Source organism: Salinicola halophilus (assembly GCF_003206155.1).
Lineage (GTDB): Bacteria > Pseudomonadota > Gammaproteobacteria > Pseudomonadales > Halomonadaceae > Salinicola > Salinicola halophilus.
Genome location: NZ_PZJV01000003.1, coordinates 13,451 through 36,938 on the forward strand (window position 1 = coordinate 13,451; position 23,488 = coordinate 36,938).

Consider the following 23,488-nt stretch of genomic DNA (forward strand, 5'->3'; position numbering starts at 1 on the left):
CTTCCTCAGGGCAGCGGTGACTTGCCCTGAGGCGCCTCTTCGACCGAGTGCTTGGGCTTTTCGCTCTCGAGTTCGACCGGGTTGCCGCGGGTGCGCGGGTCCGGCTTCAACTTGTGGTGCAGGGCGCTCTTGGCCAGCATGTGCGCCGACACCGGCGCCGTGATGAACACGAATATCGTGATCAACAGTTCCTGGACGATCGGCCCGTCGTTCAGGCTGAAATAGAGCGACGAGCCGACCAGCGTGCAGCCGACGCCGAGCGTCGTCGTCTTCGACGGCCCGTGCAGACGCATGTAGAAATCCTTGAGGTGCGTCAATCCCAGCGAGCCGATGAAGGCGAAGGCGCCACCGGCGATGAGCATGAAGGCGATCACGCCTTCGAGAATGCTGTTGAGCATCGTGTCTTCCTTGCGCGTCGTCGCGCGTCGTCTATTCGATGATGTCGCCGCGCAGCAGGTACTTGCAGATGGCGATGGTGCTGATGAAGCCCAGCATGGCGATCAGCAGCGCGGCCTCGAAGTAGTTCTTGCCGTTGACCCAGATACCGAAGATCACGATCAGGGCGATGGAGTTCATGTACATCGTATCCACCGCCAGGATGCGGTCCGGTAGGCTGGGGCCGATCACGGCGCGATAGAAGTTGAGCGAGATGGCAGCGGAAAACAGCGCCAGCGAGATCCAGAGTGCGGTATCGATCATGGCTCGAAGATCTCCATCAGAGGGCGTTCGTAGCGCTGGTGAATCTCGTCGATCAAGGCATCGATGTCCGCCACGTCGAGGGCGTGAATCAGGAGCGTACGACCGTCGAGTCGCAGGTGCGCCGACACGGTGCCCGGCGTCAACGTGATCGTGCTGGCGAGAATCGTGATCGGGAAGTTCTGTTTGAGCGTCAGCGGATATTCGACCAGCGCCGGCCGCAGCTTGCCTCTCGGATCGAGTATCAGTTTGGAGACTTCGAGGTTGGCAACGACGATGTCGACGAGGACCCGCAGCACGTAGCGCAGAAGCTTGAACGGCCGCCTGGCCCTTTGCTGGCGTTCCCAGAACGGCTGACAGACCAGCGGGATGGCGATCGCCAGCACGCCACCGAGTAGCCACTGTCCCAAGGCCAGGCTGTGCTGCAACAGCAGCCAGACGACGAGCAGCAGCAGCGAGAGGACCGGCATGGGTAGACCGCGAGTCGGAGGAATCATGAGCCATCTCCAGTAGCGTTCTGCAACAGAATCGACTGCGCGTACTGACCGGGATCGAGCAGCTGTGTCGCGCTGGCGTCGGTAAACTCAGTGATGGGGCCGGCTAGCAGCGACAAAACCGGTGACGCCCCCAGCAGCAGGATCAGACCGGCGAGCATTGCCGGCTGCAGACGCGGGCCGTCGCTGTCGCCGGGCTTGGCCTTCCAGAAGATGGTCGATCCGCTGCGGCCCATGGCAACGATACCGGCAAGGCTCGACAGCAGCAGCAACGGCCACAGCCACATCTGCTCGCCGGGCTGTGCCGAGTCGAGTAGCAGCGCTTTACCGATCGCACCGGAAAGCGGCGGCAGGCCGATGACCGTCACGGCGCCGAGAAAGTAGAAGAACCCCAGCAGGCTGGGCTGGGTGACGCCGCGCCCGGGCACGATGCGCGCCCCCGCCTTGCCGCGCTGCTCGCTGATGGCATCGGCCAGCAGAAACAGCCCACCGCTCACCAGCGTCGTGTGGATCATGTAATAGAGCAGGGCGGCGATGGGCGCCTCCCGGTTCATGCTCACGCCGACCAGGAGCGTGCCCACCGAAATGATGATCAGATAGGCGACCTGCGTGCGCAGATCCCGCGCCGACAGCACGCCCACGCCGCCGAGCGCCAGCGTCGCCAGGGCAAACCACCACAGCCACGGCTGCACGAAATTCGCAAGCTCCCCCGCACTTTCGCCGAAGATCAGCGTGTAGACGCGCAGGATGGCGTAGATACCCACCTTGGTCATGATCGCAAACAGCGCCGCCACCGGGGCCGGAGCGCTGGCATACGCCCGCGGCAGCCAGAAGTAGAGGGGCAGGATCGCGGCCTTGAGCCCGAACACCACCAGCAGCAGAAACGCGCCGGCTTCGACCAGCCCCAGCCGATCCACGTCGAGCATGGCGACCCGCTGCGCCATGTCCGCCATGTTGAGCGTGCCCAGCGTGCCGTAGAGCACGCCGAGCGCGATCAGGAACATCGCCGAGCCGGCGAGATTGAGCGCCACGTAGTGAAAGCCCGCTTGGGTTCGATCCTTGCCGCCGCCGTGCATGAGCAGCGAGTAGGAGGCGATCAGCAGCACCTCGAAGAAGACGAACAGGTTGAACAGATCGCCCGTCAGGAAGGCGCCGTTGATCCCCATGAGCTGCAGCTGGAAGAGGCCGTGGAAGTTGCTGCCCTTGCGATCGTCGCCGGCGCAGGCATAGGCGACGCTGCCGAGCGCCAGGATGCTGGTGAGACAGACCATCAGGGCGGAAAGCCGGTCGAGCACCAGAATGATACCGAACGGCGGCTGCCAGTCGCCCAGGGCGTAATAGCTGATCTCACCGCTGCGGCTTTCGAGCACCATGATGACGGTCACCACCACCAGCAGCGCCGTGGAGACGAGTGCGATGCCGCGTCGGGGCAGGCGCGTGGCGTCGCGCTTGACCAGCATCAACAGCCCGCTGAGTAGCGGCAGCAGCACCGGTAGAACGAGCAGGTGCTGCATCATGATTTCTCCTCCTTGGACTCTTCACGCTGGTCGTTGACCTGGTCGCTGCCCAGATCGCCGCGCACGCGCATCGCCAGGATGACCGAGAACGCGGTCATGGCGAAGCCGATGACGATGGCGGTCAGTACCAGCGCCTGGGGGAGCGGGTCGGCATAACGCGCCGCATCATCGCTGATCACCGCAGCGCCGTCGGTCGTCAGACCCCCCGTCGAGAACAGGAACAGATTCACCGCATAGGACAGTAGCGTGAGTCCGACGACCACGGGAAACGTGCGTCCCCGTAGGGCGAGATAGAGACCGCTGGCGGCGAGAAAGCCGGTGACGGTGGAAAAGAGCGCTTCCATCAGAGGGTCTCCTTGCTGTTCTCTTTGCTGGGCCGGTGCGGTGTGGTCAGCTTGCCCAGGTTGGCGAGGATCATCAGCGTCGCCCCGACGACGGTGAGATAGACACCCAGATCGAAGAACATGGCCGTTGCCAGCTCGATCTCCCCGATGTACGGAATCGTGAAGTGACCGAAGGCCGACGTCAGGAAGTTGTGACCGAAGACCCAGCTACCGAGTCCCGTGAATGCCGCGATCGTCACGCCCGATACCGCGATGGGCTGGTAGTGAAAGGAGAGTCGCTCCTGGGCCCAATCGACGCCGCGGGCGATGTAGAGCAGGATCAGCGCCACGGCGGTGACCAGCCCGGCGATGAAGCCGCCACCGGGCTCATTGTGTCCACGCAGGAAGATGAACACCGACACCAGCAGTGCCAGCGGCAGCAACGACTGCGAGACGGTGCCCAGCAGCATCGGGTGCAGGTCCTTCGACCAGGGGCGGCCCTCGCTGTCGCTCGACGGCATGAACAGTCGCAGCCGATTGAGCAGCTTGTAGATGCCGATTGCCGCGATGCACAGCACCGTGATCTCGCCGAGCGTATCGAAGCCGCGGAAGTCGACCAGGATGACGTTGACCACGTTGTGACCGCCGCCCCCGCTGACGCTGTTGTCGAGGAAGAAACCCGAAATGGTGTCGAGAGGGCGGGTCAGCAGCGCGTAGTTGAGGCTGGTCACGACGCCACCGAAGCCGGCGGCCAGCAGCACGTCGCGGATGATCCGCCCGCCGCTGGACTCCTTGGGCGTGCGCTGCGGCAAGAAGAACAGCGCCAGCATCAGCAGAATGACCGTCACCACCTCGACCGCCAGCTGTGTCAGCGCCAGGTCCGGGGCCGAGAAGCGGGCAAAGGCGAGCGACACCATCAGTCCGACGACCGACAGCATGATCAGCGAAACTAGGCGACGGCGGTGCATCACCGCCGTGCCGACCCCGGCGAGAATGGTGATCACACCGCCGACGATCAGCAGGCCGTCGAGGGGCTGGTTGGGCGTCGGGCCCGTCAGCTGGGTCAGGTCGAGCAGGCCGCTTCCGGTCAAGAACAGCACGGCGACGATCAGCCACAGCATGTAGCGCTGCAGCGAGCCGTTCTCCAGGCGATCGATCATCGTCTGGGTCCATGTCTGGACGCGACGAACGTTGAACTCGAAGTTCATCAGCGCGTTGCGCTGGGGGAACTGGCGATGAAAGCTGAAGAGCTTACGCCGCACGCAGTAGAGCCCCGCGCCGCCGGCGAGCGCCACGGCGCTCATCAGCAGCGGCAGATTGAAGCCGTGCCAGATCGCCAGATGCAGCTCGGGCCGGGGGGACAGCAGCGTGGCTTGCGCCGCCGCCTCCAGGAGTCCGGTAACGCTCAGCGCCGGCAGCAGGCCGATCACGATGCACAGGGCGACCAGCACCATCATCGGCAGGCGCATGAAGAACGGCGCCTCGTGCGGCGTCTGCGGCAGGTCTTCCGCTTTCGGGCCGAAGAAGACGTTGCGCACGTAGCGCAGCGAGTAGGCCACGGAGAGCAGGCTGCCGATCGTCGCGAGTACCGGAATCAGCCACGCCAGCCCGCCGAGGATACCCGTGCCGAGCGTTTCGGTGAGCATCATCTCCTTGGAGAGGAAACCGTTGAGCAGCGGTACGCCCGCCATCGACGCCGCCGCCAGCAGCGCAAGAACCGCGGTCACCGGCATGTAGTGGCGCAATCCGCTGAGCTTGCGAATGTCGCGAGTCCCGCTCTCGTGGTCGATGATGCCCGCCGACATGAACAGCGCCGCCTTGAAGGTGGCGTGATTGATGATGTGAAAGAGACCGGCGACGACCGCAAGCTTGCTGTCCAGCCCGAAGAGCATCGTGATCAGGCCGAGATGGCTCACCGTCGAGAACGCCAGCACGCCCTTGAGGTCGTACTTCAGCAGCGCGAAGTAGGCGGCGTAGATCATCGTCACAAGCCCGGTCAGCGTGACGATGTAGAGCCACAGCTGAGAGCCCGCGAGCGCCGGATGCATCCGCGCCAGCAGAAACACGCCGGCCTTGACCATGGTCGCCGAATGGAGAAACGCCGAGACCGGGGTCGGGGCGGCCATTGCATGTGGCAGCCAGAAGTGGAATGGGAACTGGGCCGACTTGGTGAAAGCGCCCAGCAGCACCAGCAGCAGCGCCGGCAGATAGCGCGGATCGGCCAGGATCAGCTCGCGACTGTCGAGCACCGTCTGGAGATCGAACGTCCCCACGATATGGCCGATCAACAGGAACCCGGCGAGCAGCGCAAGGCCGCCCATGCCGGTGACCGTCAACGCCATGCGCGCGCCGCGTCGGGCTTCGCTCTGGTGGTACCAGTAGCCGATCAGCAGAAACGACGACAGGCTGGTCAGCTCCCAGAAGACCCACAGCAGCAGCAGGTTGTCCGCCATCACGATGCCGATCATGGACGTCATGAAGAGCATCATGTAGCTGTAGAATCGCGGCATGCTGTCCTCGGGGGACAGATAGTAGCGAGCGTAGAGAACGATCAGCAGGCCGATGCCGAGTATCAGCAGCAGAAACAGCAGCGACAGACCATCGAGTCGCAGCGCGAAGTCCAGTCCCAGCTGGGGCACCCAGGGAATCGCGAAGCGCGGTACGTTACCCGCCAGCACGTCGGGCACGTGAACCAGCACGATGGCCAGCGCGATGGCCGGCAGTATCGCCGTCATCACGGTCAGAACGTTGCGTTGCCGGTTGTTGCCCATCAGGGAGACGAGACTGCCCAGCAGGGGCAGTAGAACGATCAGCGGCAGTGCCATGAATGTATTGCTCTAGTCGTTGGCCGAGAAGCGAGCCCACATCGTCATCGAGACAGCGCACGTGGGCATCGACAGGGCGAGTACGAGAACGGGTCTCGACGGTCGTCCGATTCAGTGTAGCGATGTCGATGACGCCAGCTCGGTGAATGGGCTCGTCGAGGGCGTGTGTGCAGGCTCGGCCAGTTGATCTTCGTCCACTCGAGAGTGGGGGCGGTCGTCATGAGGCGGTCGCGCGCGGGGTCGCGAGTCGACTGGCTACCCTGAGATCAGAGGCGCTGAGGTGGATCGGTGAGGAAGGGATAGCGGACGGCGCGCGGCGCTAGCATCCACGCAGGGATTCGACCGTCGATCGACATCGTCGTGGCGGCGTTCGGTGACAGAGTCTGGGCACCGATACGACAGGTCGCGCTTGTCAGCAGGCGCTGGCTAGGCGGGGGGCCCGGCATGGTGTCTCTCCTCCCTTCAAATCGCTCGACACGGTATTGTCGTAGGATTGTTTTCAACCGTGAAATTGTTGAAAGTATTGGATATTTACAGTCGTCGAGCGGTTGCGTTGATCTGACTCTATCACGGTGATATGCCCCTAGCCATAGATGGGCGGGCACGGTGCTGGGCGATTGCCGAGGGCGACGCCCATCGTGACGCGCGCGGTGCGACCGGGTGTCGCATCATTCAACGGCTTTCGTACACTGTGTGTCGCGAGGACTCCCGAAGGCACGCATGGGCGAGACGACGGAAAAATCCGCTTGGCGTCGACAGCGGTGTCGAAAGTGATCAGAGAGGACGTCGATGACAGTACGGTGTGACGTGATATGGCTCAGGCGCGATCTACGTCTGATCGACAACGACCTCTTCGCCGGACGAGCGCGCGCCGAGTCGCAGCTCTGCGTCTACGTACTCGAACCGAGCTGGATGGACGACCCCGCCCGTCGCTTGGCGCCGGCCCAGTGGGCACTGCTGTGGGAGAGCCTGATGGCGCTGCGCGGCAACCTGCTGACCCGCGGCAGCGATCTGCTCGTCTGCGTCGGCGAACCCGAACGACTGCTGCCGCCGCTGATGCACCGGCTGGGCGCCGAGTGTCTGTGCGTGCACGATCTCGAAGGGGGCAACGAGCAGGAGAGTCTGGCCCGAGTCGCCGCCGCCATCGGTGGCGATCGCGTCGAGCGGCTACCGGAGACCCCGCTGTTTGCACTCCCCCCGATACCGGCGGGGGCCGTGACGCCCAGCTTTCCGGCGTTTCTCGAAAGGCTGAGTGCGCTGGATCCGCTGGCGCCGATCACGGTCGCCCTGCCGATCACGCTGCCGCCTTGGCCGGAGAACGGACCGAGGGGGTTGCCATCGATGGAGAGCCTGTCGCTGCCGATTCTGTCAGCGTTCAGCCCCGCGACACTTCGCGACGGCGAAGACGGCGTACAGCGGCTGTTGAATCAGCTCGCCCGCGGCGACATCACGCTGACCCTGGCCCACGTCGGCGAACTGCAGCTGGCGCTCGCGATCGGCAGCGTCTCCGCTCGCCAGCTCTACGCGCTCTGCCAGTCGAACGGCGCGGCGGGGCAGTCAAAGCCCTGGCGCTGGCTACGCCATGAGCTGCTGTGGCAGGAGTACCTGCGCTGGCAGCGTGAGTCGGGACGCCACGAGCGGCTCGGCGCACCGGCCCTGATCGATCCCACCGGCCGGGGCGAGCGCCGCTATCGCGGAATGGAGGCCGCATTCGAGAGCCCGCCCCGCCCCCCGCGCTACGAAGCGCCAGGCGATGACATCACCGAGCCGGTGGCACCATCCGCAAGCGTCACCGGCTCCTGGTTCGACCGCTACTGAGCCGGCTCGGGGCCACCGGAATCGACTACACTGCGATTTCGGTCGCCGCCGGGCCCGTTCGCTGTCGCTCGTCGATGTCGTCCGGTGGCGAGCCCCAGGATCTCTCGTATTTAAGGATGTGCCTCGTGACTCGTTCCTCTTTCTCCTACCGCCACGTCGTCTCAGCATCCGCCGACCGGCCGGGGCCGCCCTCACGTCGGCGTGCCGCCGCGCTATCGCTCTGTCTGTCGCTGTCGCTGATGGGGTGTCAGAGCGTTGCCGATACCCAGGCGCCGAGCGCGAACGGGGCCGCAACGGCCAGTGCGGGCGAGACCGGCGCCGCGGATCAGCCGAATCCGGGATCGTCGAGCCAGCCGAGTCCGGCACCGTCGAATGAGTCGAATTCGGGATCGTCGAACCCGCCGAATTCAGGAGCGTCGAATGAGCCGAGCGCGCAGGCGTCGTCGAACGGTATCGATGCCTCAACGAGCCGCGATAGTGCTGAATTCGACGCCTGGGTGGCATCGTTTCGCCGGCACGCGGCGGCGGAGGGGATCGACCGGGCGACGCTCGAGGCTGCCTTCGGCCAGGCGAGTTTCCAGCCGAAGATCCTCGAGTACGACCGTTCGCAGCCGGAGTTCTCCCGTCAGATCTGGAGCTATCTGGACACGGCGGTCTCCGACTCGCGGATCAGCAACGGCCGCGAGCGGCTCGCCGCCCATCGCGACACGGCGTCCGCCGTCGAGCGCGAGTACGGCGTGCCGGCGGAGGTAATCGTGGCGATCTGGGGGATCGAGAGTAACTACGGCAGCAATTTCGGCGACTTCGAGACGATCGATGCGCTCTCCACGCTCGGCTTCGACGGTCGGCGCCAGTCCTTCGCTCGCGACGAGCTGATGGCGGCACTCGAGATTCTCCAGAACGGCGACATCGACCGCGATCGCATGCGCGGCTCCTGGGCCGGGGCCATGGGGCATACGCAGTTCATCCCCTCGAGCTTTCTCGCCTACGCCGTCGATGAGGATGGCGACGGCCGCCGGGACATCTGGGGCAGCATCCCCGATGTGATGGCGTCGACCGCGAACTATCTCGCCCGAGCCGGTTGGCGAACGGGCCAGCCGTGGGGGGCGGAGGTGCGGCTACCCGAGAACTTCGATTACGCCCAGACCGAACTCGATACGCGCCACTCCAGTCAGGAGTGGATAGCGCAGGGCGTCGCCGCGGTTGCCGGCGCAGCGCTGCCGGATTTCGCCGAAGCCTCGGTGATCGCGCCCGCCGGCGCTCAGGGGCCCGCCTTCCTGGTCGGTCCCAACTTTCGGGCGATTCTGCGCTACAACGCCTCGACCAGCTACGCCCTGGCGGTCGCCAAGCTCTCCGACCGTATCGCGGGTCGCGGCGGCATCCAGGCCGACTGGCCGCGTAGCGAGCCGGCGCTGTCGCGCAGTCAGATCCGTCGGTTGCAGAGCGCGCTGAACGCCAACGGCTTCGATGTCGGCACGCCTGATGGGCTGGTCGGACCCAATACCCGCAAGGGGCTTCGTGCCTATCAGCGCAGCATCGGCACGACCCCCGACGGCTACCCCACGCAGCGCCTGATCCAGCGTCTCACCGGCGGCTGACGGCGCGTCCGCGATCGGCTTCAACGCCGATTGACGCGTGATTCGGCGTCTTTTCGTCGGTTCGCGAGGCCCATGTCTGTGGCACACTTCCCGCTTTCAGTGATCGACAACACCGAGGCGAGACATGGGCGTGCAGCGGTTCATCGGAGCCAACACCCGCGAAACGATGCGCCAGGTTCGCCTGGCGCTCGGCGAGGACGTGCTCATTCTCTCCAACCGGGTCGTCGACGACGGTGTCGAAATCGTCGCCATGTCGGAGCAGGCCCACGAGCAGGCGCTCGAGGCGTCGCCGACGAGTGAGGCCGAACAGACACCGGCGGCGTGGGAGGCCTACAACGAGCGGCTGCTCGGCGAGATGCGCGCGCTGTTGCAGACCTCGATCTCTGGCGCGACGCCCGCCTCCGATGCCCGCGGCGAGATTCGCGCCGCCATGCACCGGCGCCTGCGCCAGGCCGGGTTCAGCGCCACGCTCAGCGATACCCTCCTCGAAACGATCCCCGACGAGCTCATGGAGGCCGGCGAGGGCGGCGAGTCGATCCGTGAGGCGTGGCTCGTCCGGCAGCTGGCCGCGCGACTCGACGTGCTCGACGAGGAGCGTGGGCTCTTCGACGAAGGCGGGGTCTTCGCCCTGGTGGGCCCCACCGGGGCCGGCAAGACCACCACCACCGCCAAGCTCGCCTCGCGCTACGTGATGCAGCACGGGCCCAAGGACGTCGCGCTCGTCACCACCGACAGCTACCGAATCGGTGCCGCCGAGCAGCTTCGTATCTACGCGCGGCTGCTCGGCGCGGAAGTGCATGCCCTCGACGAGCAGGGCGATCTCGGCGGGCTGCTGACACGCCTCGCCCAGCCGCGCCGCGGATTGATGGGACGCAGCGGTGGCAAGCGCATGATGGTGATCGACACCGTCGGCATGAGTCAGCGCGACCAGCGGCTGATGGGGGAGGTGGCGCGGCTCGGCGACACCCCCGTCAGCGTGCGCCGCGTGCTGGTGCTCGATGCGGCACGCCACGGCGACACGCTGGAACAGGTGGTCGAGGCGTGGCAGCGCGCCTCGAAGGAAGCCGGGGAGCCGCTCTGGGGCTGCATCCTGACCAAACTCGACGAGGCCACTCGGCTGGGGCCGGCGCTGGATGTATTGATGCGTCACGGTCTCAAGCTCTGCTATCTCTCCCGCGGTCAGCGCGTTCCCGAAGACCTGGAGCCGGTCGCGCTCGACACGCTGCTCGCCGAAACGCTGGGGCAGGATCTGGCCTCGCCGTTCTCCACCGATACCCCGGTGCCGCCTCCGGCACAGGCGCGCCAGCAGGCGCTCTCCCACGGCGTGCTGCGCCAGGGACGCGCACTCGAGACGACCTTTGCCACGCTCGACGCCGAACTCGATGGCGTGACGTGGTTACGACGCGCGTGGGCGGACGAGAGCGGCGAAGCGGCCACCCAGGGCGACGACGAAAGCTTCGACGCCCGCATGCGGGCGGCCCGTGGCGAACCGGAGACGGCGTCGGTATCGGCGCTCTGGTGGCCCAAGTCGAGTGCCGTTCGCGGCAGCGGTCAGGCGATGCCTGTGGTCGGGCTGGACGAGAGCGTGCTGCCGCAGCCGCGGGTCTGGCCACGGCACACGCTCCCTGCCGGGGATGACGCGCGCTTCGACTGGGCCGCTTCGCTCGACGTCGAGTGTCATCTGCTGGCCGCGCTGCCATCGATCGAGCAGCTCGCACGCCTCGACGTCGCCCGAACGGGATGGCTCGCCGCGGTGGGCAAGGGGCGCCGAATTCAGCACGCCGGCGAGTCGCTGACCCTCGCCGAGGCCCTGGCGCTCGGCGAGACGCAGCCCCCGATTGGCATTCGTCATCGCGGTCGTCCCGCGAGCCTCACGCTGACCCGGCTGGAGACCTCGCTACCCCTGCGCCGCGGTGACAGCGGCGGGCTGGCGGTCGTCGCCTGGCAGGGGGCCTGGTTCGATGTCGACGAAGGTCGCCCGCTCGGTATGCGCTACTGGCTCGCCAGTGCCCGTACCGGACTGGACATGGCATCGCGCCTGACGGCCTCGCTGACCCTCGAGACGCTGCCCACGCTCACCGCCCAGGCCGATCGGCTCCTCGCCGAGCGCCGCCCCGAACTCGCCGACCGCGCGCACCGCTGGCAGCTCGCCGCGGCGCTGGCGTCGCTCGCCCTGCGTCTGGCGCAGGAAGAGGCGGGCTGGGCGATGGACGTACGGGCGCGCCTTGGCGATATCGCCCAGCGCCGCTGTGGGCGTAAACCGAAGGCACTGCTGGAAGCGTTGATGGATGCGCTGAGCGCCCTCGATACCCTGCGCCGCGCGCGCACCGCGACGCCGTGAGCGATCAGGCCGCCGGCCTGCGTGCCTGGCAGCGGCAGCGTCAGCGTGACGATGGGCAGCAGCGCGACGCCCGGCCGCTGCTGATTCTCGGCGACCCCGATGCCGCAACGCTCACGCATGCCTTGGCGCGGCTCGGCGGGGATTGGCGCCCCGTCCGACTCGACGATGCGCTCGACCTCCTACCGAGCCATGCCCTGCTGCTGATCGAGACGATGCCCGACGACGCGACCGCCGCGTACCGCTGGCTCAAGCGCATGGCGTCAGACGTCGGGCCGCTGCCGACCCTCGTCTGGCCGGCAGACGTCGAGGACCCGACGCGCCGGCAGCAGCGCGACAACCTCGGCTTGGCCGCCCGGCGCTTTCTGGGCGTGGCGCTTCATTCCCGGGGCGATACCTGGCACGCCCAAGAGCCGACCGGGAACCGGCGACGCGGCTGAGAGCCGACGCGGCTGAGAGCCGACGCGGCCGAGGAATGCCGGCGCCGAGGGGTGACGGGGTCGAGAGACGAAGCGCTACGCCGCGACGCCCCCGGATTGGCGCTCCGCCGCGGGCGGCTCCAGGGTCGAGGTGAGAGCGCCGACGGCGGAAACCACGTCGTTGGCGTGCCCGCGTACCTGACGAATGATCTCACCGGTGTCGTCGATCAGCGAAACGCCCTGTTCGACGCTCGCCAGACAGCCGCTCATGTCGGCGCTTGCCTGTTCGGTCAGCGTCTGGAACTCGCCGATCACGGCGTCGATATCGTGCGTGGTGCGGGCGGCACGCTCGGCGAGCTGGCGCACCTCATGCGATACCACCCCGAAACCGCGGCCATGCTCGCCGGCACGCGCGGCCTCGATCGCCGCGTTGAGTGCGAGCAGATTGGTCTGCTCGGCGACGCGCCGGATCGCTGCCAGGTGCGTGTCGATCTCTTTCGACTGCGCCTGGAGCTTGGCGACCCGGGCCGAGGTCGAGTGGATCGCCTCCGCCATGCGGTGGATCTCTGCCGTCGCCCGGTCGAGCAGGTCGCTGCCGCGCGCGGAGATCGACTGCGTCTCGGCCGAGATGTCGTAAGCCATGGCGGCCCGTTGCGATTCGGCCTGGTGTCGCAGCACTCGCTCGGTGATGTCGGAGGCGAATTTCACCACCCGCTGCACGCGCCCGCGAGCGTCACGGATGGGGTTGTAGGTCGCCTCGAGCCAGAGCGTGTGGCCGTCGGCGCGAACGCGCTCGAACTGCCCCGAAAAGAACTCGCCCTGGTTCAGCCGGTGCCAGAAGCGCCGGTACTCGTCGCTCTTGGCATAGCTCGCGGTGCAGAGCCGGTTGTGATGATTGCCGACCAGCTGGTCACGCGTGTAGCCCGTCACCTTCAAGAAGTTGTCGTTGGCATCCGTGATGATGCCGTCGAGATCGAATTCGATACTCGCCATGGAGCGGTCGAGAGCGAGCATCCGCCCCTGGTCGGTCATCGCCCGTGACACGCGCTGGGTGACATCGAAAGCGATCTGAACCACGCGAACGACCTCGCCGCGTCGATTCTCGATCGGGCTGTAGCTCGCCTGCAGCCAGACCGTTTCTCCTGAGCGCGTGAGGCGCGGGAAACAGCCGCTGGCGGATTCGCCGCGGAAAAGACGCGCCTCGAGGTCGCGATCGTCGTCGCTATCGCCGGTCGCCTCGGCGCAGAGCTGCTGGTGCGGGGTACCGATCAACGTGTCGCGCTCGTATCCCACGAGTGCCAGGAAGGCCGCATTGGCGTCGATCACGCGCAGCTCGGCGTCGAATTCCACGACGAGCGAGGTGCGTTGGAGTGCATCGACGAGCGACGCCTGGCGGGACTGACGCCTGACATTCTGGAACATGGAAAATCCTTTTTTGACTCAAACCGGTTGGGACAAGAGAACCGATGCCATTCCTTGGACGGTTCTGTTGTGTCTGGGTTAACAGCGGTGCTCTAAATTTACTTAAAGTAACAAATTTAATTCAAGTTAAGCCCGTGCGCCACTGTTCTCGAACCACAAACCCCGTGGTCGCGGCCGATATCGACGGGAGCGGGAGCCGACGGCATTCGCCGCACCCACGCGGGGGCGGCGACATCGGCTCAAAGGTAAGCGCCAAAGATCAATCACTTGACCGGGTGAGCAGACGCTCCCCGCAGCATGCCGTCACGGCGCGACCGCGCAGGGTGGGCCGCGTGAAAAAAGCCGAGCGTGCCTGACGACAGCGGTGGCGGGGAGCGGGGCGAGACCGTCGCGCTGACGACTCAGAACAGCCGCGAGAGCAGGGCGGTGACCGCCGTCTCCACGCGCAGGATGCGTTCGCCGAGGTGAATGCCCTCGAAGCCGGCGTCGACGAGGCGTTCGACCTCGTAGTCGACGAACCCGCCCTCAGGGCCGATCGCCAGCAGGGTGTCATCGGTGATGCCGCGGGGGCAGGCCGATGCCATGCCGGGATGGGCGATCAGTGCGCGACGACCGGCCGTGAGCGCCGGGAGCCGGTCCTCGACGAAGGGTTTGAAGCGCGGTTCCAGCGTCACCGTCGGCAGGCGGGTGTCGCGGGCCTGCTCGAGTCCGAGCATCAGGTGCTGATGGATTTTCTCGGGGTTGAGTTCCGGCGACTGCCAGTAGCTCTTCTCGACCCGTCGGGTGTGCAGGAGCGTCAGCCGTTTCACGCCGAGTGCGGCGGTGTGTTCCAGCGTACGGGCGAGCATCCGCGGGCGTGGCAGCGCCAGCAGCAGATGCACCGGCAGCGGCGCCGGCGGCTCGCGCTCCAGGGTGACGCGAAAGCGCGCGGCATCGGCATCCAGCGACAGCAGCTCGCCGTGACCGATACGCCCGTCGAGCACGCCCACGGTGAGTCGGTCGCCCGGGGTCGCCTTGTGCACCTCCAAGAGATGGCGCAGGCGGCGCGAATCCCGCACCGTCGCGTGTTCGGCGTCCGTCCAGTCCGTGGGCGAGAGTAGAATGAGGTTCATGGCGGGACACGCTGTGAGCGGATGAAGGAGCGGCCAAAAGCCGTTGTGAGAGCGGGCCATTGTGCCTCAATCCGCGGGCTTCGTAACATGGCGTGCAGCCGCGGCGAGGCCGGTGCCGTTCGGGCGACCTCGCATCCTTTCTGACATAATGCGCGATCCACTCGGGCAAACCGCGATAAAGGCGAACGATGAAGGTTCTAATCATTGGGGGAGGCGGCCGCGAGCACGCCCTGGCATGGAAGGTCGCGCAGTCGGCGCAGGTCGAGACGGTGTTCGTGGCGCCGGGCAATGCCGGCACGGCCGTGGAACCGGCGCTGACCAACGTGGCCATCGATGCGATGGACATCGCGGCACTGGTCGATTTCGCGAAGGACAATAGCGTTGAGCTCACCATCGTCGGGCCCGAGGCACCGCTGGTGGCCGGGGTGGTCGATGCCTTCGGCAACGCTGGACTCGCGATCTTCGGACCGACCCAGGCGGCTGCTCAGCTCGAAGGCTCCAAGGCGTTCACCAAGGATTTCCTCGATCGTCACGCGATTCCCACCGCCGCCTATCGCACCTTCGCCGAGGTGCCCGCGGCGCTCGACTATCTGCGTGAGCGCGGGGCACCCATCGTGATCAAGGCCGATGGACTCGCGGCGGGCAAGGGCGTGGTCGTCGCCATGACCGACGCCGAGGCCGAAACCGCGATCCGCGACATGCTCGAGGACAACGCCTTCGGTGACGCCGGCGCCCGCGTGGTGATCGAGGAGTTCCTCGAGGGCGAGGAGGCGAGCTTCATCGTCATGGTCGACGGCGAGCACGTGCTCGCGCTCGCCACCAGTCAGGACCACAAGCGTGCCGGCGACGGCGACACCGGCCCCAATACCGGGGGCATGGGCGCCTACTCTCCGGCCCCCGTGGTCACCGAGGTCGTCCATCAGCGCATCATGGACGAGGTGATCCGCCCGACGGTCGCAGGCATGGCCGCCGAGGGGCATCCCTACACCGGCTTTCTCTACGCCGGCCTCATGATCGATCCGGACGGCGCCCCCAAGGTGATCGAGTACAACTGCCGCTTCGGCGATCCCGAAACCCAGCCGATCCTGATGCGCCTCGATAGCGATCTCGTCACTCTGTGTCAGGCCGCACTCGAGGGCCGCCTCGACGAGGTCGAGTGCACGTGGGACTCGCGCGCAGCGGTCGGTGTGGTACTCGCCGCCGAGGGCTATCCGGGCCGCTATCCCAAGGGCGACGTCATTGGCGGTTTCGATGCCGCCGGGGAGACGGGCTGCAAGGTCTTTCACGCCGGTACGTCGCTCGACGACGATGGTCGCGTCGTCACCAGCGGCGGGCGTGTGCTATGTGTGACCGCTCTCGGCGATAGCGTCGCCGACGCCGCCTCTCGGGCCTATGCCGGTCTCGAGTTCGTGCGCTGGGAAGGGGCCGGCTATCGCCGCGACATCGCGCATCGGGCGATCGATCGCGAACGCGAGATCTGAGGCGCCAGGCTCGGTCGAGCCGGATCGAGGCCAGCCGAGGCGGATCGAAGTCGGAGAAACAGACAGGTCGAACACGTCACGCCCCGCGGGGCGATCGCCAGAAGGATCGGGTCATGCAGGTTCTGCGACAGCGCCACAGCGACGCCACGAGACGGCATGCGCCGTCGAGCGCCGATGCGGTGTCGAAACCCTCGGACATGAGACGCGGAGTCTGCGATGTCGCGTGAGTTTCCCATCATTGCCGTCACCGGCTCCTCCGGGGCCGGCACCACGACGGTCAAGCGCACCTTCGAGCGCATGTTCGCCCGCGAGGACGTCCACGCTGCCTTCATCGACGGCGACGCCTTCCACCGCTACTCCCGGGCGGAGCTCGCCGAGATCCTGCAGGTCGAGCCCGAGCGCAAGGCGGAGCTTTCGCACTTCTCGGTCGACGCCAACCTGATCGAGCGTCTCGACGGGCTCTTCCAGGAGTACGGCGAGAGCGGCAAGGGGACCTATCGCCACTACATCCACGCCGAAGACAAGCGAATGATCGAGGCGGGCTGGCAGGTGGGTACCTTTACCGACTGGCAGCCGATCCCCAGCGGCACGGACCTGATGCTCTACGAGGGGCTGCACGGCGGGCTGGTGACCCACGAGTACGATATCGCCCGGCACGTCGACATGCTCATCGGCGTGGCGCCGACCATCAATCTCGAGTGGCTGCAGAAGATCGACCGCGACACCAAGCTGCGCGGCTACTCTCAGGAGGCGGTGATCGACACCATCCTGGGCCGAATGCAGGACTACGTGCGCTATATCCAGCCGCAGCTCTCGCGCACCCATATCAACTTCCAGCGGGTGCCGACCGTCGACACCTCCAACCCGTTCGAGCTGCAGGACGTGCCCAACGATGGCGAGTCCTTCGTGGTGATCCGCTTTCGCGATCCGAGCGCGGTCGACTTCCCCTACCTGGTGACGATGATCCATGATGCCTTCATGAGCCGGCCCAATACCCTGGTCGTCCCGGGGGCACGGCTGTCGCTGGCGATGGATCTGATTCTCGCCCCGCAGGTGCGTCAGCTGTTGTCGCAGCGCCGCTTTCGCTGAACGCGCTGCCACCCCCACACAACCGACGTCGATTCGAGGAGAGACGCATGGAACCGACGCTTTTCGACAAGATCATCGCTCGCGAGATACCCGCCGACATCGTCTTCGAGGACGACGAGGTGCTGGCGTTCAACGACATCAATCCGCAGGCGCCGACGCATATTCTGATCATCCCCAAGAAGCCGATCGCGACCCTCAACGACATCGAAGAGACGGATCTGGCATTGATCGGACGGCTGCAGTACACCGCGGCCAAGCTCGCCAAGCAGCTCGGCTTCGCCGAGGACGGCTATCGCGTGGTGATGAACTGCAACGAGAACGGCGGCCAGTCCGTCTATCATATCCACATGCACCTGCTCGGCGGACGCCGCCTGACCTGGCCGCCGGGCTGAAGAGCGAACGACCGCGACTCGCCCGCCGGGTGAGCGTGCAACGCGCAAGGAGGCCCGCATGACGCGCCGAATCTCTCGTACCGACAACTTGATTCATCAGTTCGACACCGTGCTGCGCACGCTGACACCCAGAGCCGCGCAGCCGAGTCGGCCCTCACCGGCCAACGCCCATCCGGAAGGCCCGCTCGATGCGGAACAGCGCCGCGACGTCGCCGGTCTCATGCGCATCAACCATACCGGCGAGGTGTGCGCACAGGCCCTCTATCAGGGCCAGGGGCTCACCGCGACGCTCGCCGAGACGCGCGCGCGCATGGAGACGGCCGCGGCGGAAGAGATCGACCACCTTGCGTGGTGCGACCAGCGTCTGCAGGATCTCGACGGCCGTACGAGCTATCTCAACCCGATGTTCTACGCCGCCTCGTTCGGGCTCGGCGCCATCGCCGGGGCGGTGGGCGACCGGGTGAGTCTCGGCTTCGTCGCTGCCACCGAAGAGCAGGTGGGCCGCCACCTCGAGACGCACGTGCGCAAACTGCCCGTCGATGACAAGCGCTCCCGTGCCGTGCTCGAGCAGATGCGTATCGACGAAGCGCAGCACGAGCGCTGGGCAATGGAGTCCGGCGGCAGCCGCTTTCCGCTACCGGTGAAATGGGGCATGCGCCTGGTCTCCAAGGTGATGACCAAGAGCGTCTACCGGGTTTGAGCTACGCGCTACGCGCTTCGCGCCAAGCGCCAAGGCCTTCGAGCCAAAAGAAGAGTGAGCTGGCTTCGGGGCGCTACCGGAAGGCAGAAAAAAACCGCGACATCGTCGCGGTTTTTTGTATTCGAGTGTCAGGCCGTCACTGCGGCTCAGGCTTCGACGACTTCGTAGTCGTGGGTGATCTCGACGCCACCCTGGGCGAGCATCAGCGAGGCGCTGCAGTACTTCTCGGCGGAAAGATCGACGGCGCGTTTTACCTGGGCATCTTTCAGTCCGCGACCGGTGACCACGAAGTGAACGTGGATCTTGGTGAAGACTGCGGGCGTGGTATCCGCCCGCTCGGCCTCGAGCGTCGCGACGCAGTCGGTGACGTCGGCGCGGGCCTTTTCGAGGATCTGGATCACGTCGTAGGAGGTGCAGCCACCCAGGCCCATGAGCATCAGCTCCATCGGCCGCGGGCCGGTATTGCGACCGCCGCTTTCGGGGTTGCCGTCGATCACGACGCTGTGACCGCTGCCGGATTCGGTGACGAACTGACGCCCGTCGGTCCATTTGACTGTGGCTTTCATGAGAGCGATTCCTTGATGAACGGGTGTGTCGATGGCGCGAGGATAACATCGACGACGCGGCTCACGCCTGCGCCAGCCGCGCCTCCAGTTCGGCCAGCCGAGCCGGCGTGCCCACGTCCACCCAGTCGCCGCGGTGATGACATCCGCCAACCCGCCCGGCGCGCATCGCCTCGATCAGAAGCGGTGCCAGTTTCGCCGGCTCGCCGTCGACGAGCGAGGCAACGAGGGCGGGGTGGATGACGCCGACGCCGGCGTAGACGAATTTGGGCTCGCCCCCGGAGTGGACTCGGCCGGCGGCATCGAGATGGAAATCCCCGTCGTTGAAGTCGGTGGCGTCGACCATGACGAGATTCGCCAGATCGCTCTCTTGCAGCGACAGTGCCTCGAGGGGGAAATCGCTCCAGACGTCGCCGTTGAGCAGCAGAAAGGGCGCGTCGCCGAGCAGGGCCAGGGCGTGGCGCAGGCCGCCGGCGGTCTCCAGCGGTTCGGCCTCGACGCTGAAGGCAAGCTCAACGCCGTAGCGGCTGCCGTCGCCCAGCGCCTGGATGAGCTGTTCGGCGCGGTAGCTTGCGTTGATCACTACCTCGGTAAAGCCCGCCGCAGCGAGCCGCTCCAGGTGGTGGACGATCAGCGGCTTGCCGGCCACCGGCAGCAGCGGTTTGGGGCAGTGGTCGGTGAGCGGACGCATGCGGGTGCCGAGCCCGGCGGCGAGAATCATCGCTTTCATGCCTCGTCCCCGTCGGTTGTCGCATGATGCTGATCCGCGTGCTGCTGATCCGCGCAATGCTGGGCGAGTCGCGCCCGCATCGCGGGGGCATAGGTATCGCGAAGCCAGGCCTGAAAGGGCGCAAGTGCCGGCAGTGCGGCGAGGCCGTCGTCGAGCTGGGCGAAGAAGTGCGGCAGCCAGTCGAGATAGTGCGGTTTGCCGTCGCGAAGATGGAGCCGGCAGAACTGACCCAGAATCTTGAGCTGACGCTGCACCCCGATCGCCTCGACGGCGGTGCGAAACGCCTCGCGGTCGAGGTGGGCGGGCAGATCGCCGGTCGCCGCCACGCGCTGGCGAAATGACTCGATCCACGTCGCCACGTCTTCTTTCGGCCAGTGGCGGTAGCGACCGCGCAGCAGCGAGACCAGGTCGTAGCCCAGCGGGCCGGCGAGCGCGCCCTGGAAGTCGATGATCCAGAGCGTGTCCTCATGGATCATCAGGTTCATGGCGTCGAAATCCCGGTGCACGGCCACCGTCGGCAGCGTCGCGATCTGCTCGAGCAGCTGGGCTTTCACCTCGGGCCAGAGTGGCGGCGTATCGATCTCCAGCCAGCGGCTGAGTCCCCAGTCGGGGAAGCGCTCCATCTCCTCGTCGAGAAACGCCGGCGTGTAGGGCGCAAGCGTTGCCACCGGCGCCCGATGCTGGATGGCATCGAGCACGCCGAGGGCGCGTTCGGTGCTGGCGCGAGCGCTCGCCTCGTCGGTGAAGTGATGGTGCAGACTGTCGTCGCCGAGATCGTCGAGCTCGAGAAACCCCCGTTCGAGGTCGGCGGCGTGGATCGTCGGCACCGGCAGGCCGGCGTCACGCCACTCGCGACCGATGGCGACGAAGGGGCGGCTGTCCTCGAGGGCCGGCGGTGCATCCATGACGATCCGCGTGCGGCTGTCGGGCAGACCGACCCGGCAGTAGCCGCGCAGGCTGGCATCGCCGGCGACCACCTCGAGGTCGAGCGAAGCCGCGGGCAGCGCGTGGCGTTGCGCGATCCAGTCGCGAAGGGCATCGAGGCGCAGCGTCATGAAGAACTCCGTGGGAGTCGATAAAGAAGTGATGATGAGCGTCACGAACAGCGTTTCGAAAGTGCCGCGACGAGCCGTCGATCGAGTTGACGGGTCCACGCTCGCCCCGCATGCTGAACCCGCTCGCGCGTGCCGGCAAATTCGTGGCCTGACAGATGCACGCGCGAGACGCGGCTTTTCCATCAGCGATGCGATAGCATGCACGGCCGATCGCCCGCATGACGGCGACGGACGCGGCAGACGCGATGACGAGAACACAGGGGCTCGCGGCAACGCTCGGCGAGGTCTGTATAATACCGATTCCACTCGGCAAGGACACAGAGGACATGGGCAAGCGACTGGTCTGGACTGCCCTCACTGGCCTGATCTCGACGACGGCTCAGGCGGCGCCCCCGGAACAACTTCCCGCGGATCAGCTCGACTGGTCGCCCTGGGGCGACGAGGCGCCGGCTGGCGCGCTCTGCACCGGGCGCTACATCGAACCGGGCTACCAGCTCCCGCAGGGGCAGTCACCGGCGGAAGTGCTGACCGACTCCTCCTCGGCGGAGTACGGCAATGACGGCGAGACGATTCTCGGCGGCGAGGTGGTGCTGCGTCGCGGCGACAGCCAGCTCGAAGCCCCGCAGGTCCGGGTGAACGCCGCCCGCGACACGGCCTTCGCGGATGGCCCGATCACGGTTCGCTATCCCGGCCTGCTGGTGCGCGGCGGCGATGCCCAGGTTTCCCTCGACAGCGACGCGGCCCGAATCGACGACGCGCACTACGTGCTTCATCAGCAGCGCGCGCGCGGTGACGCCCAGTCGATGGAGCGCCTCGCCGACGGTCGCTACCGCATGTCCGAGGCGAGCTTTACCACCTGCGAACCGAACAGTCGCCTCTGGCGAATGGTCGGCAACGACGTCACCATCGACCGCGAGCAGGGCTACGGCACCGCGACCCATGCGCGGCTCGAGATGGGCGAAGTGCCGGTCTTCTACTGGCCGTGGGTGCGCTTCCCGATCGACGACCGTCGCCAGAGCGGTTTTCTCTGGCCGGCCGTCGGCATCTCCAGCGACGGCTTCGACTACAGCCAGCCTTATTATCTCAACCTCGCGCCCAACTACGACGCCACGCTGACCCCGCGCTACCTCAGCGAGCACGGCACTCTGCTCGGCGGCGAATTCCGCTACCTCGCGGACAGCGATCGAGGCTCGATCGAGGGGGCCTATCTGCCCAACGACCGCGGCAGCGATAGCGACAATCCCAACGATCCGGACGACGCCTTCGAGGGCGAGGATCGATGGTACGTCGACTACCGCCATTACGGGTACTTCACCGATCGTCTCGACTACGGCCTGCGCTACGGTGCCGCAAGCGACGGCCGCTACTTCGACGACTTCGGCCGCGATTTCGCCGAGCAGGACACCGAATACCTCGAACGCCTGGCGCGACTGACCTATGCCGGTACCACCTGGAATCTCGATGCCCGCGCCCAGGGCTATCAGAAGCTCGACTATCCCCTCGACGAGGACGACCGTCCCTACTACCAGCTGCCGAGCCTGACCGCCGACGCCCGCTGGGATCAGGACAACGGCTTCTATCAGGAGTGGAACTCCAACGCGACCTACTTCGAGCGCGACCTGCACGGCGTCGACAGCGACGGCTTCTGGGAAAACGAGACCGCCGGCGACAGCGGCCGGATCAAGCTGCGCGAGGCGGCCAACGGCGGGCGTGTCAACCTGACGCCGGCCGTCGGCTGGCGCGCCCAGCCGAGCTGGGGTTTCCTCGAGCCGCGCTATCAGCTCTGGCAGACCAACTACGAGCTCGACTACGAGAACCGCGATACCGATCGTGACGAGAGCCTGTCGCGTACCGTGCCGGTCTACTCGCTGGACTCCGGCCTGATCTTCGAGCGCGACGTCGAGCTGTTCGACAGCGCCTGGCGGCAGACGCTCGAGCCCCGGCTCTACTACGCCTACGTGCCGGAGCGGGATCAGAGCGAGTTTCCGGACTTCGATACCAACGAGCGGGCGATCTCCTGGAATCAGCTCTGGTCGCCGTATCGCTTCACCGGTAGCGACCGGGTCGGTGACGTCAACAAGCTATCCTACGGCGCCTCGACGCGCTTTCTCGAAGATGCCTCGGGGCGGGAGCGACTAAATCTCTCGGTGGGGCAGAGCGCCTACTTCTCCGATCGCAACATCGATATGGACGGCGACCCCGACACGCTGCCGGACCGGGAGAGCAACTACGAGGACTGGTACAACGCCACCCGCGACCGCTCGCCGGTCATCACTCAGCTCGACTGGCGCATCAACGATCACTGGCGCTCGCGCTACGAGTGGTTCTACGACCCCGACCGCTCTCTGACCGAGAAAGCGTCCGCCTATGTGCAGTACATGAGTACCGCCGGGAGCGTGCTGAACCTGGGTTATCGCTGGCAGCTCGAGGGCTTCGATCCTTCCGGCGACGACGAGGACCAGTTGAACTACAACCGCGAGGACTACGACGTCTCGTTTGCCTACAAGGCGACCGCGTCGCTGGATCTGATCGGGCGCTATCTCTACGACAACACCAACAGCCGCGACCTGGAAACCCTCGCCGGGGTCCAGTTCAACAGCTGCTGCAGCGCGGTTCAGGTGGTATGGCGTGAATGGGTCGACGACAACGACACCGCCAACGACATCGAGGACGATTATTCCGATCGCGGTCTTTTCCTGCGCTTCGTCTTCAAAGGGCTGGGTGGCGTCGGTCAGAATGCCGACAGCTACTTCGCGACCGCGGTACCGGGCTATCGGCCGACGGAATTCTGAGTCGCGGGGGTGGTCTCTGATTTCGAGCCAACCCCGCGTCATCGCGAATCGTCTCGTGTGAACGGGGCGGTGTATCGCGACCCATCGTTTCGAATCCTGCGCGCCGATACCGGCGCGCCCTTCA

The 23,488-nt window shown here is 66.3% G+C and carries 21 protein-coding genes; 9 read left to right on the forward strand and 12 right to left on the reverse strand.

The features are described 5' to 3' along the window. Window positions 1–5: 5 nt before the first annotated feature. The 7 genes from DOM33_RS10320 to DOM33_RS16175 form a co-directional block, all read right to left on the reverse strand. Window positions 6–398, reverse strand: coding sequence for a Na+/H+ antiporter subunit G (locus DOM33_RS10320; RefSeq protein ID WP_110668701.1), 393 nt, complete (start codon window positions 396–398; stop codon window positions 6–8). 31 nt (window positions 399–429) lie between these two features. Continuing rightward, on the reverse strand, window positions 430–699 hold the full coding sequence (locus DOM33_RS10325) for a K+/H+ antiporter subunit F (protein WP_110668703.1): 270 nt from the start codon (window positions 697–699) through the stop codon (window positions 430–432). Then, window positions 696–1,193 carry a Na+/H+ antiporter subunit E gene (locus DOM33_RS10330; RefSeq protein WP_110668704.1) on the reverse strand — a complete coding sequence of 166 codons (498 nt, stop codon included), beginning with the start codon at window positions 1,191–1,193 and terminating at the stop codon, window positions 696–698. Before DOM33_RS10330 ends, DOM33_RS10325 begins: the two co-directional genes overlap by 4 nt. After that, on the reverse strand, window positions 1,190–2,707 hold the full coding sequence (locus tag DOM33_RS10335) for a monovalent cation/H+ antiporter subunit D (protein WP_110668706.1): 1,518 nt from the start codon (window positions 2,705–2,707) through the stop codon (window positions 1,190–1,192). The genes DOM33_RS10330 and DOM33_RS10335 overlap by 4 nt, the downstream gene beginning before the upstream one ends. Next, complete coding sequence (locus DOM33_RS10340; protein ID WP_110668708.1) at window positions 2,704–3,051, reverse strand: Na+/H+ antiporter subunit C; 348 nt, start codon at window positions 3,049–3,051, stop codon at window positions 2,704–2,706. The genes DOM33_RS10335 and DOM33_RS10340 overlap by 4 nt, the downstream gene beginning before the upstream one ends. After that, window positions 3,051–5,855 (reverse strand): monovalent cation/H+ antiporter subunit A, encoded by a 2,805-nt coding sequence (locus tag DOM33_RS10345; protein WP_110668710.1) that lies wholly within the window; start codon window positions 5,853–5,855, stop codon window positions 3,051–3,053. The genes DOM33_RS10340 and DOM33_RS10345 overlap by 1 nt, the downstream gene beginning before the upstream one ends. A 266-nt stretch (window positions 5,856–6,121) precedes the next feature. Further along, window positions 6,122–6,301, reverse strand: a complete 180-nt coding sequence (locus DOM33_RS16175) for a hypothetical protein (RefSeq protein WP_162617951.1) — start codon at window positions 6,299–6,301, stop codon at window positions 6,122–6,124. Window positions 6,302–6,644: 343 nt separating this feature from the next. Here DOM33_RS16175 and DOM33_RS10350 point away from each other — a divergent pair, with 343 nt between their 5' ends. From DOM33_RS10350 to DOM33_RS10365, 4 genes are all read left to right on the forward strand, one after another. Continuing rightward, the gene (locus tag DOM33_RS10350; RefSeq protein WP_110668712.1) at window positions 6,645–7,673 is read left to right on the forward strand and encodes a deoxyribodipyrimidine photo-lyase; all 1,029 of its coding nucleotides are present in this window, start codon (window positions 6,645–6,647) and stop codon (window positions 7,671–7,673) included. A gap of 125 nt (window positions 7,674–7,798) precedes the next feature. Beyond that, window positions 7,799–9,271, forward strand: a complete 1,473-nt coding sequence (locus DOM33_RS10355) for a lytic murein transglycosylase (RefSeq protein ID WP_239495333.1) — start codon at window positions 7,799–7,801, stop codon at window positions 9,269–9,271. A gap of 130 nt (window positions 9,272–9,401) precedes the next feature. Beyond that, window positions 9,402–11,612 (forward strand): flagellar biosynthesis GTPase FlhF, encoded by a 2,211-nt coding sequence (gene flhF, locus DOM33_RS10360; RefSeq protein ID WP_162617952.1) that lies wholly within the window; start codon window positions 9,402–9,404, stop codon window positions 11,610–11,612. Further along, window positions 11,609–12,049: a hypothetical protein gene (locus DOM33_RS10365; protein ID WP_110668716.1), complete on the forward strand. Its 441-nt coding sequence runs from the start codon at window positions 11,609–11,611 to the stop codon at window positions 12,047–12,049. Before flhF ends, DOM33_RS10365 begins: the two co-directional genes overlap by 4 nt. A 75-nt stretch (window positions 12,050–12,124) precedes the next feature. Here the strand turns inward: DOM33_RS10365 and DOM33_RS10370 are convergent, their stop codons facing one another. Both DOM33_RS10370 and DOM33_RS10375 read right to left on the reverse strand, forming a co-directional pair. Next, the gene (locus tag DOM33_RS10370; protein ID WP_110668717.1) at window positions 12,125–13,450 is read right to left on the reverse strand and encodes a methyl-accepting chemotaxis protein; all 1,326 of its coding nucleotides are present in this window, start codon (window positions 13,448–13,450) and stop codon (window positions 12,125–12,127) included. A gap of 401 nt (window positions 13,451–13,851) precedes the next feature. After that, complete coding sequence (locus tag DOM33_RS10375) at window positions 13,852–14,562, reverse strand: 16S rRNA (uracil(1498)-N(3))-methyltransferase (RefSeq protein ID WP_110669003.1); 711 nt, start codon at window positions 14,560–14,562, stop codon at window positions 13,852–13,854. A gap of 188 nt (window positions 14,563–14,750) precedes the next feature. On the opposite strand from DOM33_RS10375, the gene purD reads away from it, so the two are divergent. The 4 genes from purD to coq7 all read left to right on the forward strand — a co-directional run bounded on the left by purD (window position 14,751) and on the right by coq7 (window position 18,224). Next, window positions 14,751–16,043: a phosphoribosylamine--glycine ligase gene (gene purD / locus DOM33_RS10380; RefSeq protein WP_110668719.1), complete on the forward strand. Its 1,293-nt coding sequence runs from the start codon at window positions 14,751–14,753 to the stop codon at window positions 16,041–16,043. Between the two features lie 216 nt (window positions 16,044–16,259). Continuing rightward, entirely contained in the window at window positions 16,260–17,132 is an 873-nt protein-coding gene (locus DOM33_RS10385) for a phosphoribulokinase (RefSeq protein ID WP_110668721.1), read from the forward strand. Between the two features lie 47 nt (window positions 17,133–17,179). Then, on the forward strand, window positions 17,180–17,524 hold the full coding sequence (locus DOM33_RS10390) for a histidine triad nucleotide-binding protein (protein ID WP_110668723.1): 345 nt from the start codon (window positions 17,180–17,182) through the stop codon (window positions 17,522–17,524). Window positions 17,525–17,582: 58 nt separating this feature from the next. After that, window positions 17,583–18,224: a 2-polyprenyl-3-methyl-6-methoxy-1,4-benzoquinone monooxygenase gene (coq7, locus tag DOM33_RS10395; RefSeq protein ID WP_110668725.1), complete on the forward strand. Its 642-nt coding sequence runs from the start codon at window positions 17,583–17,585 to the stop codon at window positions 18,222–18,224. 146 nt (window positions 18,225–18,370) lie between these two features. Here the strand turns inward: coq7 and DOM33_RS10400 are convergent, their stop codons facing one another. From DOM33_RS10400 to DOM33_RS10410, 3 genes are all read right to left on the reverse strand, one after another. Next, entirely contained in the window at window positions 18,371–18,790 is a 420-nt protein-coding gene (locus DOM33_RS10400) for an OsmC family protein (RefSeq protein ID WP_110668728.1), read from the reverse strand. Between the two features lie 61 nt (window positions 18,791–18,851). Beyond that, window positions 18,852–19,517 (reverse strand): N-acetylmuramate alpha-1-phosphate uridylyltransferase MurU, encoded by a 666-nt coding sequence (gene murU / locus DOM33_RS10405; RefSeq protein WP_110668730.1) that lies wholly within the window; start codon window positions 19,515–19,517, stop codon window positions 18,852–18,854. Beyond that, the gene (locus tag DOM33_RS10410; protein ID WP_110668732.1) at window positions 19,514–20,572 is read right to left on the reverse strand and encodes an aminoglycoside phosphotransferase family protein; all 1,059 of its coding nucleotides are present in this window, start codon (window positions 20,570–20,572) and stop codon (window positions 19,514–19,516) included. Before DOM33_RS10410 ends, murU begins: the two co-directional genes overlap by 4 nt. Window positions 20,573–20,898: 326 nt before the next feature. Here DOM33_RS10410 and DOM33_RS10415 point away from each other — a divergent pair, with 326 nt between their 5' ends. After that, window positions 20,899–23,364 carry an LPS-assembly protein LptD gene (locus tag DOM33_RS10415; protein ID WP_110668734.1) on the forward strand — a complete coding sequence of 822 codons (2,466 nt, stop codon included), beginning with the start codon at window positions 20,899–20,901 and terminating at the stop codon, window positions 23,362–23,364. Window positions 23,365–23,488 lie beyond the last annotated feature (124 nt).